This is a genomic window from Tatumella morbirosei (assembly GCF_000757425.2).
Classification (GTDB): Bacteria; Pseudomonadota; Gammaproteobacteria; order Enterobacterales; family Enterobacteriaceae; genus Tatumella; species Tatumella morbirosei.
On the sequence record NZ_JPKR02000003.1, the window covers coordinates 1,763,479 to 1,778,493 of the forward strand.

Sequence of the window (15,015 nt, forward strand, 5' to 3'; positions counted from 1 at the left end):
CCATCTTCCTCTGTCACGGCAATGTTAACGATAGATAATTTCGCCAGAGAAAATACGCAGAATTTTTCCATCTTCATCGCTAATCAGCACATAATCACCACCGAAGTAAGTCCAGTGACTGCCGGCTGTTGGCGCAGGGATTTTTCTCAGCTGCCATTTAGAGATGTTGTAAGTCTTCGTCCGGTAGAGCGGAGGAATAATGTCGCCTATTTTGTAATGGCGGAAATCACCAAATACTGAACTTTTTTCCAGCGGGTCTGCAAATTTAGTCTCTGGTTCTGCTGCCGGAGCCGGAGCCGGAGCCGCGACCTCTGGTGCAGGCTGGTTTGCATCTACAACTGGCGCTTCAGTGGTCACCGGAGCCTCTGAGGCTTGCTTCGTGGACGAAGAACACCCGCTTAATAAACTCACTGACATCAGGAGGACAGATGAGACTAAAACTAACGGCTTACGCATAATTACTCCCTGGCAAACGTTTCCCGTAACCCACAGTACAGGAGACAACAATTGTGCTGCAATTGCACACTGATTTATCAGCCGATAAGTAGAACAGTATTAAGGTACTTTTTCCCCTACTCATCTGTGACATAATATCTCAAACTATCAAAAATCGTTTCTGAGCGGTGAAAAATACACCATACGACACAATAATTACAGATCCGGGCGCAGAAAACCCGGATTTATCAGCACATCCTGAACTCATTTTTTTTAAAAAATTCAGTGATAAAACCCATGGCAACCTCCCATTAGCGACTTATCACCTACTTTAAGTTGTTTCACCCGTTTTATAGATTTTTAGATTAAATCATCAGCCCAAAAATCCCGATAATCGTTGAAAAGACTATCTGCTTACGGCAACCTGCCTCAGCACCACCTTGCCTCAGGCAGGCGTATAGACTGAACGGATTGCCCATTGTCCACAGCTTGTCTCAGTTTCAAAGGAGATGAGATCTCCCGATAATGAAGAGGTACCGACATCCGAACACAGCTATCCTTGCACCTGAACACCTGAACACCTGAACACCTGCATCCTCCATATACATGGCAACATTTTAAATTACTCACCCCGGACTTTACAGACAATGATTCTGCCTAAATATTCTTAATAACGCTTCAAAAATCAGTCATTACAAAGTAAAAAAACACAACCAGGCAATAAATCCTGCATTTACCCCCATTAAATGAAACCGGAAAAAACTCCCAAATAATCACGAATAAACTCCAGAACTTATTATTAATTACAATGAGTTGAACATAATAATGCATTATTCCCAACAACATATCACTGCACTTAATATTTACGTGAAGCACCTCACAATTATGTTAATTCTTATTAGATGTTCTACTGGTTGCATGTATATTTTCGCTGTCTCTCCCGGCAGAATTTAACTCCGGAGTGACCACTCAATGGCATTATTTTGTTCTGTCAAAAGTGTATGCTCATCTCATCAGGGAATAACTCAGCTTAAAATAAACAGGGAGTATTAATATGAAGGAATTAACCTTTACAGAATCAGCCTCCGTTTCCGGTGCCGGTGGCCTTATTGATGGTGATATGGCGGGAGCCTTCTGGGGATCGATTCTTGGTGCCATTGACGGTTTCGGTACCGGGGCGGCGGTGGGAGGTAAATATGGCGGAGCGGGTGGCTGGATCGTCGGCGGTATCGCCCAGTTAGTCGGTTTAACCGCTTCTGCAGTTGGCGCAGGAATTGGTGGCTATTTATATGGGGGGATACTTGGCTACGAAAAAGCTCAGGCCTATATTGAAACCTACCGTAAAATGTAATTAATCATTCAGTTTAAGAGAGTAACCTGGTTACTCTCTTTCTGCCGCTGTCCTATGCCATTTAATATTTATTACAAATATCCCCGGCCGGGTTAAAGCTCCCTCCCACTTTTTGTTCTCTGCTTTTCCTTTTATTTTCTCCGTTCACTCTGTTTGCCGGCTCTTTTTTGATGCCCTGCACTGTTTACGGTCATCCCCCCAACCCAAAATATTTACCGCCGTCACATTGCACTAAAAGAGTTCAGCAAAAAAACCTATTGCACCATAGCGATGACTATAATCTTCACATTAGTGCAACACACATTAACCCGCAGACATATTTACTGCATTTTGTTTCATTAAAAAATGGCATGTAACTTGCTTTGGCTAGTGTGAAGCATTTTGCAACATTCGGCTACTGCCTTGAAGAACCGCAGAAATCAGTGCTGTTCCGGTCTGTAGGATCCGCATACTGATATGAATGACCTGTGGGATATTTTGTCAGCTGTCGATTTCCCTGTTTCAACTGTTGTACCTGTAAACGTCTTAAACAACTTATATAAACGGATGATGAGGTAACTATGAAAAGCTTTGGTGGGAAATTATCTGTCGCTGCATTAATGGTCTCTGCACTGGCAGGCAGCTTTGCAGTCCATGCTGATGAAATTAAAATTGGTGTTGTCCTGCCACTGAGCGGAGCATTAAGTGGTTACGGTCAGCCTTCGCAGAAAGGATTAGAAGTAATTCAGTCGCTAACGCCCAAACTGAAAAATGGCGATACGATTAAGCTGATTGTGATTGATGATAAGAGCGACAAAGTCGAAGCGGCAAATGCTATGCAGCGTCTGGTTTCCAGCGATAAAGTCGATGCGGTGATCGGTGAAGTCACCTCTACCAACACTCTGGCCATGGTAAAAATTGCCGATGACAGTAAAACCCCGATTGTCTCCCCTACCGCGACCAATGATCGTGTTACCCGCAACCACCCCTATGTCAGCCGAGTATGCTTTTCCGACAGTTTTCAGGGGGTAGTGGGCGCAAACCTGGCATCACGGGACCTTCACGCCAAAACCGCGGCTATCGTATTTGACAGCAGCAATGACTATTCCGTTGGGTTGGCAAAAGCCTTCCGCAATCAGTTTGTTAAAAATGGCGGAAAAATCGTTATCGAGGTACAGGCACCTACCGGCAGTAAAGACTTTAAAGCCCAGCTATCCAGCGTGAAAGCCAAAGATCCGGATATGATCTACATGCCTATCTATTATACCGAAGGAGCGTTGATCGCCGTTCAGTCTCAGCAACTTGGATTGAAGAAACCTGTCGTGGGTGGCGATGGTCTGGCCGCTGACCCGGTATTCTTCGAGGTGGGTAAAGATGCAGTGAATGGCTATATGACTACCGACTACTACTCACCTACCGCGAAACAACAAACTCCTGAAGGCGAAAAATTTATTAAAGCCTGGGAAGATAAATACAAACAACCTACCCATACCTGGGGCGCGATGACCGCAGATGCTTATAACGTCATCGTCAATGCGATGAACCAGTGTAGCGATGCCCACGACCGTAGTTGTGTGAACGATAAAATTCGCGCCACCAAAGACTATGAAGGTATTACCGGAACTCTGACTCTGAAAAATGGCGATGCTATCCGCAGTGCAGTCATCAATGAAGTGAAGGACGGAAAACTGGTATTTAAAACTGTGGTTAATCCATAGTTTTTAATAAGGAGACAGCAATGGATGGTGCCATTTTTCTGCAGCAGGTCGTCAATGGGATGAGCCTGGGAGGTATGTACGCTCTAATCGCCATCGGCTATACCATGGTCTACGGCGTATTGCGCTTAATTAACTTTGCTCATGCTGATGTCATGATGGTAGGTGCCTTCCTGACGTTATTTCTGTTCTCTTCACTCGGGCTACCCTTTTGGGTAGCCATATTCCTCACGCTGATGTTGTGTGGTCTGTTCGGAATGCTGATTGACAGGGTGGCATATCGCCCCCTGCGCAATGCATCGAAAATCTCAATGCTAATCACCGCTATCGGTGTCAGTTTTTTCCTCGAAAATCTGTTTAATGTCCTGTTCGGTGGCAGTACCCGCTTCTTTTCGGCCCCGGATTTCTTTAACCGGACCATCAATCCGGGTGGCATCACCATTACCAATGTCGCCTGGCTGGTTCCGGTGATTACTGTGTTATTGCTGTGTGCCATTCTCTGGTTACTGTATCGCACCCGATACGGCATGGCTATTCGCGCGGTGGCTTTCGATGTGAACACTGTCCGCCTGATGGGCATTGACGCCAACCGGATCATTTCGCTGGTATTTGCGCTTGGCAGCAGCCTGGCGGCCCTGGGTGGGGTATTTTATGCCATCAGCTATCCGACTATCGATCCGTTAATGGGGGTATTAATCGGCCTGAAAGCCTTTGCAGCCGCAGTGCTGGGTGGAATTGGCAGTGTCACCGGCGCGGTACTGGGTGGCTTTATTCTCGGCTTTACTGAAGTTGTCGCTGTGGCACTGTTCCCGGAACTGGGGGGTTATAAAGATGCCTTTGCCTTTATGTTCCTGATTCTGGTTCTGCTATTCCGCCCTGTCGGGATTATGGGTGATGAACGTTTAGAAAGGAGCCGTTTCTGATGAAAATAGCGACTTCTGCTCCGGCCTCTGTGGCCCGCAACCTGCTAATCATTGCCGTCGGTATTGGGTTGTTATTTGCCATTAACGCCCTGTTTAATGACTACATTATCAGGGTTATCAGCACGATTTTTATTTTTATGATTCTGGCCGTCAGTTATAACCTGATCAATGGGGTAACAGGACAACTGTCGCTGGAACCGAACGGTTTTGTGGCGGTAGGGGCCTATGTCACCTCGATACTGTTGCTGACCAGTGACAGTAAACTGGACATGTATGAGATGGCTTCTCCCAGCCAGTTCATTCTCGCACTGCATACCAGTTTTTTGCCAGCCTTACTGATTAGCGGAGTATGTTCCGCGGTACTGGCAGTCTGTCTGGCGTTTCCGGTGTTCCGGGTGCGGGGAGACTACCTGGCCATCGTCACTCTGGGTTTCGGCTTTATCATTAAAATTTTGGCAATTAATAACCCACAGATCACCAATGGAGCCATTGGCCTGAGTGATATTCCTCAGCAACCCCACCTGCTGTTCTGGTGCGGACTGGCGGCGCTCATTTCAACAGGGATCATTCTGCAACTGGTCAGTTCCAAATATGGCCGGATGATGAAAGCGATTCGTGATGACGAAGATGCGGCGATTGCCATGGGAGTGAATACCTTCCGGATTAAGACCTGTGCATTTGCTACCAGTGCCTTTTTCGAAGGTATCGGCGGCGGTTTGCTGGCTTCGTTGCTGACCACCATCTCTCCGGGGCTGTTTGATTTTATGCTGACCTTCCAGCTGTTAATTATCATCGTTCTCGGCGGCCTCGGCAGTACTACCGGCGCTATCCTCGGAACGATTATTGTGATTGGCAGTGGTGAATGGCTACGTTTCCTGGATCAGCCACTGAACCTGTTTGGTTATGACCTCGGCTCCTATCCTGGCTTAAGGATGGTGGTATTTTCACTGATCCTGTTAATTATCATGTTGTTTGCCCGGGAAGGTTTACTGGGCAAGAAAGAGATCTGGCAAATTCGTCCGGGGAGAAAGCGCCATGGAAAGTCCTGAAGTCATCCTTGACGTAAAAAATGTCAGTATTCAGTTTGGGGGGTTGAAGGCCATCGACAATGTCAGCTTTCAGGTCAGAGAAGCTGAGATTTTCGGTCTGATCGGACCCAACGGGGCGGGTAAAACCACCATGTTTAACATTATCACGACCAATTACCGGGCGACCTCCGGCGAAGTGGTACTGGCCGGAAAACCCCTGACCGGGCTAAAACCGAACCAGGTAGTGGCACGGGGAATTGCCCGGACCTTCCAGAATATTCGCCTGTTTAATTCGATGACCGTACTGGAAAACGTGATGATTGGACTGGACCGCACCAGCCGTTATTCACTGGCAGAAGCCGCATTACGTATCGGGCGCTTTTTCTCCGCGGAACGTCATAGTCGGGAAAAAGCCCTGGCACTGCTCGACTATATCGGCATTGCTGATTTTGCCAATATGCAGGCGACAAACCTCAGTTATGGTAACCAACGTAAAGTGGAAATTGCCCGCGCCCTGGCAACGTCGCCAAAACTGCTGTTACTTGACGAACCTGCCGCCGGGATGAACCCCAAAGAAACCGAAGACCTGGCACAATTAATTTTCCGGATGCGCAAAGACTATCAGCTCAGTGTGTTATTAATCGAACATGATATGCCTTTTGTTAATGCGCTCTGCGAACGCGTGATGGTCCTTGAATATGGCAAACCCTTATTCAGCGGGCTGATGTCAGAGGCCATTAACCATCCGGAAGTGATTGCCGCTTATCTGGGAGACCTCAGTTATGCTTAATGCCCGCGAGCTAAAAGTATTTTATGGCATGATTCAGGGACTAAAAGGCATCGATTTACAGGTCAATGATCGGGAAATTGTTACCCTGATTGGCAGTAATGGCGCAGGTAAAACCTCGGCCCTGAACGGGATTATCAATATGGTGAAATCGACCGGTTCGGTCAGTTTTCTTAATGAGGATATCTCCCGCAGCCAGACCCACAATATTGTGCGTAAAGGGCTGGCGCTGGTACCGGAAGGCCGAAAGGTATTTACCAATCTGACGATTGAAGAAAACCTGAAGATGGGTGCCTACAATAATCTGGCCAGTTTTACCGTACTACGAGACCGGATGTTTGAACTGTTTCCGCGTTTGAAGGAACGCCGCACTCAGATGGCGGGCACCATGAGCGGTGGCGAACAGCAAATGCTGGCCATTGCCCGGGCACTGATGAGCGAGCCAGTGTTACTGATGCTGGATGAGCCCAGCCTCGGACTGGCACCTAAGATAGTCGGCGAGTTATTTGCCACTATTCGCCAGTTGCGGGAAGACAATATCACTATTTTGCTGGTTGAACAGAATGCCACCGCAGCACTAAGGATCGCTGACCGAGCCTATGTGCTGGAAAACGGCAAAATTGTGTTGTCCGGCGATGCGCAGGATATTCTGAAAAATCCGGAAGTGAAAAAGATGTATCTGGGGGCCTGAGAGTACGCCGGTGTGGTTGACGTCCACACCGGCTGCCTGACTCCGTCAGACAAAATTAACCTACCACCGGCAATCCGAGGTTTTCACGCAGAGTGGCAAACTCATAATCTTCGTGGAACAGGCCACGACGACGCAATTCCGGGATCACCAGTTCGATAAACAGATCCAGTTGCTCAGGCATAATCGCCGGCATCACATTGAAGCCATCGGCTCCGCCCTGCTCCAGCCACAACTGGAAATCATCGGCAATATCTTCCGCCGTCCCGACAATCACGCGGTGGCCACGGGACCCGGCAGCAATGGCGGCCAGTTCACGTAAGGTCAGGTTTTCGCGTTTTGCCATATCGGTCATCAGTTTCACCCGGCTCTGATTACCTTCGCCCAGAGGAACTTCTGGCACCGGACCGTCCAGCGGATAAGTCGACAGATCCATACCAAACCGTAATGAAAGCTGGCGCAATCCGTTATCAATATCCACCAGCGTATTCAGCTCTTTCCACAATGCTTTAGCTTCTTCACGGGTCCGGCCAACAATCGGCATCACCCCTGGCATAATGACTACATGATCAGGATTACGGCCGGCAGCAATCACCTGATCTTTTTGTGAACGATAGAATGTCTGAGCTTCTTCCAGGCTGGCCGCGGCAGTAAACACCACTTCGGCCGTTTCCGCGGCCAGTTTCTGGCCGTCTGCAGAGGAGCCCGCTTCAATAATCACCGGACGTCCCTGAGGCGAACGGGTAATATTTAGCGGCCCCTGCACCTGGAAGTGTTCTCCCTGATGATCGATCGGCTTAATTTTTTCATCTATAAAATAGCGGCCACTGGCAGGATCCGGCTGTACCGCGCCCTCTTCCCAACCAGCCCATAACTTGTCAGCCACCTCAAGAAATTCGCGGGCACGTCCGTAACGCTGCGCGTGGTCAGGCATATCTTCACGGCTGAAATTACGCGCCACATCGGTAGAGAACGAGGTCACGACATTCCAGGCGGCACGTCCCCGGCTGATATGATCCAGCGAGGAAAAACTGCGGGCCAGAGTAAAGGGATCGCTGAAAGTGGTCGATGCGGTTGCCGCCAGACCAATCCGCCGGGTATTTACCGCCAGCGCAGACAGCAGCGTGAGCGGTTCCAGGCGTGCCATGGTAGAAGGCAGACGATACATACTGGTTGCCAGTGCGTCACCGACAAAAAACAGATCAAAGGTCCCTGCTTCGGCCTTTTTCGCCAGAGTAATCAGCCAGTCGATATCGGTCGGTGAACCAAGGTTTTCGGTTAACCGCCAGCCACTGACATGATGTCCCACGGGCTGAACAAAGAGGCCAAGACGAAGACGACGCTGAGTTGTTGAACTGTCCATTTATCATTCCTGTTTGTCACATTCATCACCGCACAGCGGTGGTTAAAAAAGGGTATCGGCCAGTAAAAAAGCCTTTTCCAGCGAGGCTGGTGAAATCTCAAACGGCAGCATAGCGGCGCTGCGTTCCGGGAAGCGTACTGCGCCCGCCAGGGTACGGATGACCGCTTTCCGGTCCTCCGTGAATGCCGGAAGTTTCAATGGTGCAGAGTAACGTTGCAGTAATTCCACCAGCTCTGCATCAGCCTGACCATTATTTTCAATCAGTGACTGAATCAGCAGGCAGAAACCGACTTTTTCACCATGCAACCAGTGATGCAGTTCCGGCTGATGAGTCAGCCGGTTATGGATAGCATGGGCAAATCCGGGAGTCGCCAGAGTATCGCGTACGCTGTTTGACAGTCCGGCATAGACGATGTTGGCCTCAATCACTTTAATCAGTGCCGGAGTGACCACCCCGGCCTGGTTATCAACAATGGCCTGATCACCATACTGTTTAAATATTTCCAGCGCCTGCTGTGCCGGCAGTATTTTCAGTTGCAGCGACAGGTTGTCCGGATTATTGAGTTGGTAAGGACGGAACTCGAACAATTTCGCCAACGCATCCACCATACCCGCCTTCAGGTAACGAACATCAGAGCGGGCAATGACCTCGCTGTCGACCAGCACCAGTTCCGGCATGGCGGGCAATAACTGACTGCGCAAATGACCGCCCTGATCATTATAAATGATACTGACCGGGGACCAGGCGGCACAGGTCGCCGCCAGAGTAGGCATGTTTACCACTTTGACTTCCGGAACCGCAGCCCCCGCGGCTTTTGCCGCATCCATCACACGGCCACCACCAATACCCAGCAACACTCCGGCGCCCTGCGCCAGTAAATTTTGTTGAAGAGTATCAATCGCCTGCTGAGTACATTCTCCGTTCAGATATTCCAGTTGCCAGCGAATACCCTGCTCTTCCAGGCTATGACTCAGTTCAGGATTGACCGCCTTCCAGGCCGCCGGGGAACTAATAATGCGAACTTCGGAGGAAAAAGCCTTCAGATAGCTTCCGGTTTGAGTACGCAGACCGGGCTCCTGAAAATAACCACTTGGAGATTTGATTGCTAACACGGGGTCACCCTGAACACACTATTGCAGACCACCGACGTACGATGGTAACTGAGCTGAAGTACCCCTGGCAGGGGTACACCGGAGATGCAGTATAGTCTACGGTAACTGGCTATTTACGCAATGAAAAGCGGCCTGACTGACTTTCCAAAATGGAATTAGCTTATACCTTTTTTATATATAGCTGCGGTTCACTTTACTGTTAATCTCTCTCCCCCACGCTTTGTTATACTCTTTCTTTTTCATAATCCCGGAAATAACCCATGAGCCTTACTTTCCGCCAGGTCAAAGACGACGAGGTAGACAGCTATCTTGCACTGGTGCTGGCCGCCTATGCGCCAACAATATCGATGGGAATCCACTTCGATGCCGCCACCACGAATCGTGAAAAAGCCCTGCTACACCTGCAAAATCATGGGGTTTACGGACTTTACCAGCATGACCAGATGGTCGCTTCCGTCACTATCCGTTATCCATGGGGCCCGCTGCCCGGCCCCTTTGGTTTGCCGCATATCGGCTGGTTTGCTGCCCATCCGGAGCATCCCGGCAAGCACTATGGCAGTAAAATACTGCAACTGCTGGAGCAGGAAATTTTGACAGGCCAGCTGCGTGCTCCGGCGGTTTCTCTGGGAACTGCGACCAACCATCCGTGGCTGATTGAGATGTATCAGAAGCGAGGCTTCGTGCCCATGCACCAGGCTAACCTGGGCAAAGGCCACATTACGTTGTATATGAAAAAAGTCCTGGATGAAGCCGCCCATCAGCGCTGGCTGACACGTCAGGTGCCTGTTGACGGAATAAAATAACCGGAGAACATAATGACTGATATCACTGAAGACCTGTTCGCCGAAAGCCTGATTGCTTTTCGCCATGAACTGCACCGTTTTCCTGAGCTCTCAAATCAGGAATTTGAGACCACGGCACGAATCCGCCGGCAACTGGAGCAACATGATATCCGGGTGCTGGACCTCCCCCTGAAAACGGGACTGGTTGCCGAAGTGGGTCCCGTCAGCGGGCCTCTGGTGGTGCTGCGTTCAGACATCGATGCGCTGCCCATCGAAGAGCAATCGGGCGTAGACTATCGTTCAGAAAACCCTGGTGTAATGCATGCCTGTGGCCATGATTTTCACAGCACAGCTGCGCTGGGTGCCGCTATTCTGCTGAAAAAAAATGAATCTGCGTTGCAAGGCCGCGTCAGGATCCTGTTTCAGGCCGCAGAAGAAACCGGACAGGGTGCACCCGACATTATTAACACCGGAGCACTGTCAGAAGCCTTCGCCATCTTTGGGCTGCACAATGACCCGACACTTCCGGCCGGGGTGATCGGCAGTAAAGCAGGTGCACTGACGGCTTCGGTTGACCGTTTCAGTATCACAATAAAAGGCATCGGCAGCCATGCTGCCCGTCCGCATGAAGGTAATGATCCGATTATTATTGCCGGGCAACTGACCGGTGCTCTGCAAACGGTAATTAGCCGTAATGCACCGTCATCGGATAATGCGGTGGTTTCCATCACCCAGATTCACAGTGGCAGCACCTGGAATGTGATTCCGGACAGTGCCTGGATGGAAGGCACTGTCCGGACCTTCTCCCCGGACACCCGGCAACTGATTGAAAAACGCTTTCGCGCGATTCTGGATGGCTTCGCCGCCGCGTTTGATGCCGATATCAGTCTCGACTGGCAGGCTGGTCCTCCTTCGGTGATTAACGATGCCCGTTGGGCTGACTTTGCCCTGGAACAGGCGGCTGAATGTGGCTTTGAAGCCCGGGTCGTTGAAGCCAGCCCGATTGGTGAAGACTTCGCTTTCTACCAGTTGCAACTTCCCGGAGCATTCGTGATGGTCGGCACCGGGGAGCAATATGCCCTGCACCATCCGGCATTTCGTATCAATGATCAGGTGCTGTTGCCGACCTCACACTATCTGGCACAGTTGGCAGAACGCGCACTGAACCTGCCGCAGGAGTCCGCACAGTGAACATCACTGAACGGCTGGCAGAGAAAATTATCGGCAGCCAGCCTGACGAACAGGCACGGCAGGATGCACGGGACGGGGTCTGTGATTTCATTGCCGTCTGCTGGCCCCTGATGCATCAGCAGGTTCCGGATTCCGGTCTGCCGATACTCAGACAAGTGTATCCGGAGCAGTCCATTGCACAGCGTGCTCTGTTGCTCGGCTATGCGGGCCATGCCCTGGATTATGATGATTTTCATGCCGATTTTCGGGGCCACCCCACCACGGTGATTCTGCCGGCCCTGATTGCCTGGTGCAGTCTTCAGCCGTCATACAGCGTTGAGGAGTTTCTTGATGCCTATATCGTCGGTGTGGAAATGGCAGGCAGACTGGGGCTGGCCGCTACCCAGCAACATTATACCCGTGGCTATCATAATACCGCGACACTCGGCACCCTGGCCGCAGCGGCAGCACTTGCCCGTCTGAGCCGGGCGACTCTGGCTCAGACCCGTGTGTTATTGGGGATAGCCGCCACGCAAGCCAGTGGATTAAGAGCTGAGTTTGGTTCAGCGGTAAAACCACTGCATGCCGGACTCGCTGCTGAACGGGCAGTCAGAGCGACTCAACTGGCACTGGCCGGATTTGACGGGCAACCCCGGGGAGTGATTGAGTCTTTTCTTTCTGCCACCAGCAATGATCAGGCACTCCCCAAAAAACTGACGGCAGACTGGGGAATGCCCTGGCGTATCACCAGGCCAGGGCTGGAATTTAAACCTTTTGCCACCTGCAGTGGTACCCACAGTGCCGCAGAAGCTGCACGGATTCTTCGCCGCCAGTGGGTGAGTGAGCAGGGAAATATCGACCAGTTACTGGCATTAACCGCTGACATCACGGTCAGCTTCCCGCCAGGCGGTGATATCGCGGCATCGGTCCGCCATCCTGATAACGGTATCGAAGCCCGGTTCAGCCTGGAATATGTTATCGCAGCGATGCTGCTGTACGATGATTTACGCATGGCGGATTTTGCTGAAGGCCCGGTCAACCCGCGGGTGATGGCCCTGGCCAGCAAAGTGCGTCGCACACCCGACGAAACCGCGCCACCGGATGCCATTAATCCGGCACTGCGTTTTCATGAAGTCAGTCTGTTTCTGACCGACGGACGACAGCTCAGTTGCCGGCGAACCCGTCAGGAGTCGCTGGCAGAACCGGTGAAAGTGCGGGAAAAACTCGCTCTGGCATTGCAGCAGGAAACGGCAGACCGCCGACAGCAGGTGGTTGACGATTGCCGGCTGAATGACAGCCGGCAACTTAGCCGTTTGATTGACGCCTTACTGGCATAATCGACCTTACCGCCTGAGCCAGCCTCAGGCGAACTGGCCGACAGCCCCGGCAGGCGGAATAAACGCCTGCATTGGCGGTAATTCTCCGTTGAACTTCCGCACCTTAACGACAGTGATCTGCCCGGTACAGCCCTGCGCCAGAGACGATGTACCCACATCCCGGGTTAACACATTGGGATTACCGTGCCGGCATACCGGTTTAACTGCACCGGGTTCCACCGGGTCATACCAGGCTCCGGTTGGAAGCTGAATAACCCCGCGACGAATCTCAGCACTCAGGCTGGCAGAGGCCAGTGCCGTCCCCCGCGAATTATATAACTCAACAATATCTCCGTCACTGATTCCTGCCGCCCTGGCATCTTCAGGATGCAGACGACAGACTTCGCGATTCTGACGTTTGCTGCTTTGACTGTAATTGCCAAAATCCAGCTGGCTGTGTAACCGGGTGGCTGGCTGGTTAGCTATCAGCCAGCAGGATTCTCCGGCCACCGCCTGCTCTTGTGGCGGTAACCACACCGGATGCCCCGGACAGTCAGCATAACCAAATCCGGCAATCGTCGCAGAATAGATCTCTATCTTCCCGCTGGGAGTGGTCAGTGGCGCCCCCTGTGGATCCCGACGAAAAGCTTTCATCATCAGACCACTTTCGGTGTGCTGAGGTAATTCGACCATACCCAACTGTTGAAACGTCTGGTAATCCGGCAAACTGTACTGTAACGCAGCCAGTTTATCTCTGAGTTGACCATACATCATTTCCAGCCACTGCTGAGAAGTTCGCCCTTCGGTAAATTCCTGCTCGCGGCCCAGCGCACGCGCCAGATCAGTAAAGATATCAAAATCATCGCGGGCCAGGCCACGCGGTTCTGCCACCGGATGCATGGCAAACAGATGCCGGTCGGTCGGTGCACCACCAATATCTTCACGTTCCAGTGTCATGGTCGCCGGCAATACAATATCAGCATGTCTGGCAGTGGCGGTCCAGGCGGTTTCATGCACTATCAGGGTATCTGGCCGGCAGAATGCCTGACGCAACCTGGCGAGATCCTGATGGTGATGGAAAGGATTTCCGCCGGCCCAGTACACCAGCCGGATATCCGGATAGGTCAGGCGACGACCGTTATAGTGAAAATGCTCACCCGGGCGCAGCAACATATCCGAAATTTTTGCCACCGGGATAAAACGGTCAATACCATTACGTCCCTGAGGAAGCGAAGGAAAGCTCACCAGATTAAACAGCTTACCATAGTGCCCCAACGCACCCAGTGCATAGGTAAAACCACCGCCGGGTAAACCCGGCTGGCCAAGAGCGGCGGCCAGCACCAGTCCCAGCCATACCGGTTGTTCTCCGTGCTGAGAACGCTGCAGTGCATGTGCGACGGTAATCAGTACCCGCTTCCCATGTAAACGTTGCGCCAGGGTGGTGATCTCTGTGGCGCTGATTCCACAAATTTCCGCCGCCCAATGCGCGTCCCGTAGCTGGCCGTCTTCTTCACCACGAATATAGGCCACCATCGCTGGCCAGCCGACACAATACTCCGCCAGAAAAGCTTCGTCGGTCAGTTGCCGTTCAATAAGAACAGAAAGGATACCAATAATCAGTGCCGCATCGGTCCCGGGAATAATCGACAGCCATTCGCCTTCTGCTTCACCAGGCAAATCACTGGCCAGTGGGCTGACCGAAATAAACCGGGCGCCGCGTGCCGCGGCCTGACGCATAAAGCCACGTTCGGTATGCTCACTGATCCCACCACTGGCTACCTGGGAATTTTTGAGTGCCAGACCGCCAAACGCCATCACGATGTCGGTATCCGTGGCAATTTCCTGCCAGCTCACGCCCTTACGGGCAATCTCATCCATCGAACCGACAATATGTGGCAACAGTACGGCTGCAGAACCGGAACTGTAGCTGTTCACTGACCGCACATAACCGCCGATCGCCGTATTCAGGAAGCGGTGTACCTGGCTCTGGGCATGATGGAAACGTCCGGCACTTGACCAGCCGTAAGACCCGCCAAAGATGCCTTCAGGACCGTAAGCTGAACTCACCCGTTTCAGCTCGTGACTCACCAGTTCGATAGCTTCCGGCCAACTGAGTGGCAGATATTCATCACTGCCCCGCCGTGAGTCCGGCCCGGGTCCCTGTTCAAGCCAGCCCCGGCGCACCATCGGTTGGGTCACGCGAGCAGGGTGATTCAGTGCATTGGAAAAGTTATTCAGTAACGGACTGGGGTCCGGATCGCCCGGGAAAGGGGTGACCTTAACTTCTCCCTCCTGCATTTCGGCCTGAAACGCCCCCCAATGGGCGCTGTGCATTTTCTTTGATGAGTTCATGAGTCTGCCAGTA

13 protein-coding genes are annotated in these 15,015 nt (G+C 51.6%); 9 read left to right on the top strand and 4 right to left on the bottom strand.

All coding sequences use genetic code 11. The annotated features are described in order from the left end of the window. Positions 1 to 24: 24 nt before the first annotated feature. Positions 25 to 456, bottom strand: a complete 432-nt coding sequence (locus HA49_RS21980; protein WP_425427720.1) for an RcnB family protein — start codon at positions 454 to 456, stop codon at positions 25 to 27. A 1,033-nt stretch (positions 457 to 1,489) separates the two neighbouring features. On the opposite strand from HA49_RS21980, the gene HA49_RS10905 reads away from it, so the two are divergent. The 6 genes from HA49_RS10905 (at position 1,490) to HA49_RS10930 (ending at position 6,909) form a co-directional block, all read left to right on the top strand. After that, complete coding sequence (locus HA49_RS10905) at positions 1,490 to 1,786, top strand: DUF5862 family protein (protein WP_038023252.1); 297 nt, start codon at positions 1,490 to 1,492, stop codon at positions 1,784 to 1,786. Positions 1,787 to 2,346: 560 nt separating this feature from the next. Beyond that, a complete protein-coding gene (locus tag HA49_RS10910; RefSeq protein ID WP_038023255.1) occupies positions 2,347 to 3,483 on the top strand; it encodes an ABC transporter substrate-binding protein in 1,137 nt (378 codons plus the stop codon). A gap of 20 nt (positions 3,484 to 3,503) precedes the next feature. Beyond that, positions 3,504 to 4,403: a branched-chain amino acid ABC transporter permease gene (locus HA49_RS10915; protein WP_038023257.1), complete on the top strand. Its 900-nt coding sequence runs from the start codon at positions 3,504 to 3,506 to the stop codon at positions 4,401 to 4,403. Beyond that, positions 4,403 to 5,452, top strand: a complete 1,050-nt coding sequence (locus HA49_RS10920; protein ID WP_038023259.1) for a branched-chain amino acid ABC transporter permease — start codon at positions 4,403 to 4,405, stop codon at positions 5,450 to 5,452. Before HA49_RS10915 ends, HA49_RS10920 begins: the two co-directional genes overlap by 1 nt. Beyond that, positions 5,439 to 6,221, top strand: coding sequence for an ABC transporter ATP-binding protein (locus HA49_RS10925; protein WP_046791745.1), 783 nt, complete (start codon positions 5,439 to 5,441; stop codon positions 6,219 to 6,221). Before HA49_RS10920 ends, HA49_RS10925 begins: the two co-directional genes overlap by 14 nt. Beyond that, positions 6,214 to 6,909: an ABC transporter ATP-binding protein gene (locus tag HA49_RS10930; protein ID WP_038023262.1), complete on the top strand. Its 696-nt coding sequence runs from the start codon at positions 6,214 to 6,216 to the stop codon at positions 6,907 to 6,909. Before HA49_RS10925 ends, HA49_RS10930 begins: the two co-directional genes overlap by 8 nt. A gap of 55 nt (positions 6,910 to 6,964) precedes the next feature. Here the strand turns inward: HA49_RS10930 and HA49_RS10935 are convergent, their stop codons facing one another. Together HA49_RS10935 and HA49_RS10940 are read right to left on the bottom strand one after the other, a co-directional pair. Continuing rightward, on the bottom strand, positions 6,965 to 8,269 hold the full coding sequence (locus tag HA49_RS10935; protein WP_038023264.1) for an LLM class flavin-dependent oxidoreductase: 1,305 nt from the start codon (positions 8,267 to 8,269) through the stop codon (positions 6,965 to 6,967). A gap of 42 nt (positions 8,270 to 8,311) precedes the next feature. Then, the gene (locus HA49_RS10940; RefSeq protein WP_038023268.1) at positions 8,312 to 9,382 is read right to left on the bottom strand and encodes an iron-containing alcohol dehydrogenase family protein; all 1,071 of its coding nucleotides are present in this window, start codon (positions 9,380 to 9,382) and stop codon (positions 8,312 to 8,314) included. Between the two features lie 260 nt (positions 9,383 to 9,642). On the opposite strand from HA49_RS10940, the gene HA49_RS10945 reads away from it, so the two are divergent. Genes HA49_RS10945 through HA49_RS10955 form a run of 3 tightly spaced genes read left to right on the top strand, consistent with a single transcriptional unit; the run spans position 9,643 to position 12,671 of the window. Further along, positions 9,643 to 10,185 carry a GNAT family N-acetyltransferase gene (locus HA49_RS10945; RefSeq protein WP_038023270.1) on the top strand — a complete coding sequence of 181 codons (543 nt, stop codon included), beginning with the start codon at positions 9,643 to 9,645 and terminating at the stop codon, positions 10,183 to 10,185. Positions 10,186 to 10,197: 12 nt separating this feature from the next. Continuing rightward, positions 10,198 to 11,355, top strand: a complete 1,158-nt coding sequence (locus HA49_RS10950) for an amidohydrolase (protein ID WP_038023272.1) — start codon at positions 10,198 to 10,200, stop codon at positions 11,353 to 11,355. After that, positions 11,352 to 12,671 carry an MmgE/PrpD family protein gene (locus tag HA49_RS10955; RefSeq protein WP_038023275.1) on the top strand — a complete coding sequence of 440 codons (1,320 nt, stop codon included), beginning with the start codon at positions 11,352 to 11,354 and terminating at the stop codon, positions 12,669 to 12,671. Before HA49_RS10950 ends, HA49_RS10955 begins: the two co-directional genes overlap by 4 nt. A gap of 24 nt (positions 12,672 to 12,695) precedes the next feature. Here HA49_RS10955 and HA49_RS10960 read toward each other — a convergent pair whose 3' ends face one another. Beyond that, positions 12,696 to 15,002 carry a molybdopterin-dependent oxidoreductase gene (locus HA49_RS10960; protein ID WP_038023276.1) on the bottom strand — a complete coding sequence of 769 codons (2,307 nt, stop codon included), beginning with the start codon at positions 15,000 to 15,002 and terminating at the stop codon, positions 12,696 to 12,698. Between the last annotated feature and the right edge of the window lie 13 nt (positions 15,003 to 15,015).

Excerpts from the sequence above, each read along its gene's own strand:
- HA49_RS10910 (WP_038023255.1), top strand. The coding sequence starts at position 2,347 with ATGAAAAGCTTTGGTGGGAAATTATCTGTCGCTGCATTAATGGTCTCT.
- HA49_RS10945 (WP_038023270.1), top strand. The coding sequence starts at position 9,643 with ATGAGCCTTACTTTCCGCCAGGTCAAAGACGACGAGGTAGACAGCTAT.
- HA49_RS10915 (WP_038023257.1), top strand. The coding sequence starts at position 3,504 with ATGGATGGTGCCATTTTTCTGCAGCAGGTCGTCAATGGGATGAGCCTG.
- HA49_RS21980 (WP_425427720.1), bottom strand. The coding sequence starts at position 456 with ATGCGTAAGCCGTTAGTTTTAGTCTCATCTGTCCTCCTGATGTCAGTG.
- HA49_RS10935 (WP_038023264.1), bottom strand. The coding sequence starts at position 8,269 with ATGGACAGTTCAACAACTCAGCGTCGTCTTCGTCTTGGCCTCTTTGTT.
- HA49_RS10950 (WP_038023272.1), top strand. The coding sequence starts at position 10,198 with ATGACTGATATCACTGAAGACCTGTTCGCCGAAAGCCTGATTGCTTTT.
- HA49_RS10905 (WP_038023252.1), top strand. The coding sequence starts at position 1,490 with ATGAAGGAATTAACCTTTACAGAATCAGCCTCCGTTTCCGGTGCCGGT.
- HA49_RS10925 (WP_046791745.1), top strand. The coding sequence starts at position 5,439 with ATGGAAAGTCCTGAAGTCATCCTTGACGTAAAAAATGTCAGTATTCAG.
- HA49_RS10960 (WP_038023276.1), bottom strand. The coding sequence starts at position 15,002 with ATGAACTCATCAAAGAAAATGCACAGCGCCCATTGGGGGGCGTTTCAG.
- HA49_RS10920 (WP_038023259.1), top strand. The coding sequence starts at position 4,403 with ATGAAAATAGCGACTTCTGCTCCGGCCTCTGTGGCCCGCAACCTGCTA.
- HA49_RS10930 (WP_038023262.1), top strand. The coding sequence starts at position 6,214 with ATGCTTAATGCCCGCGAGCTAAAAGTATTTTATGGCATGATTCAGGGA.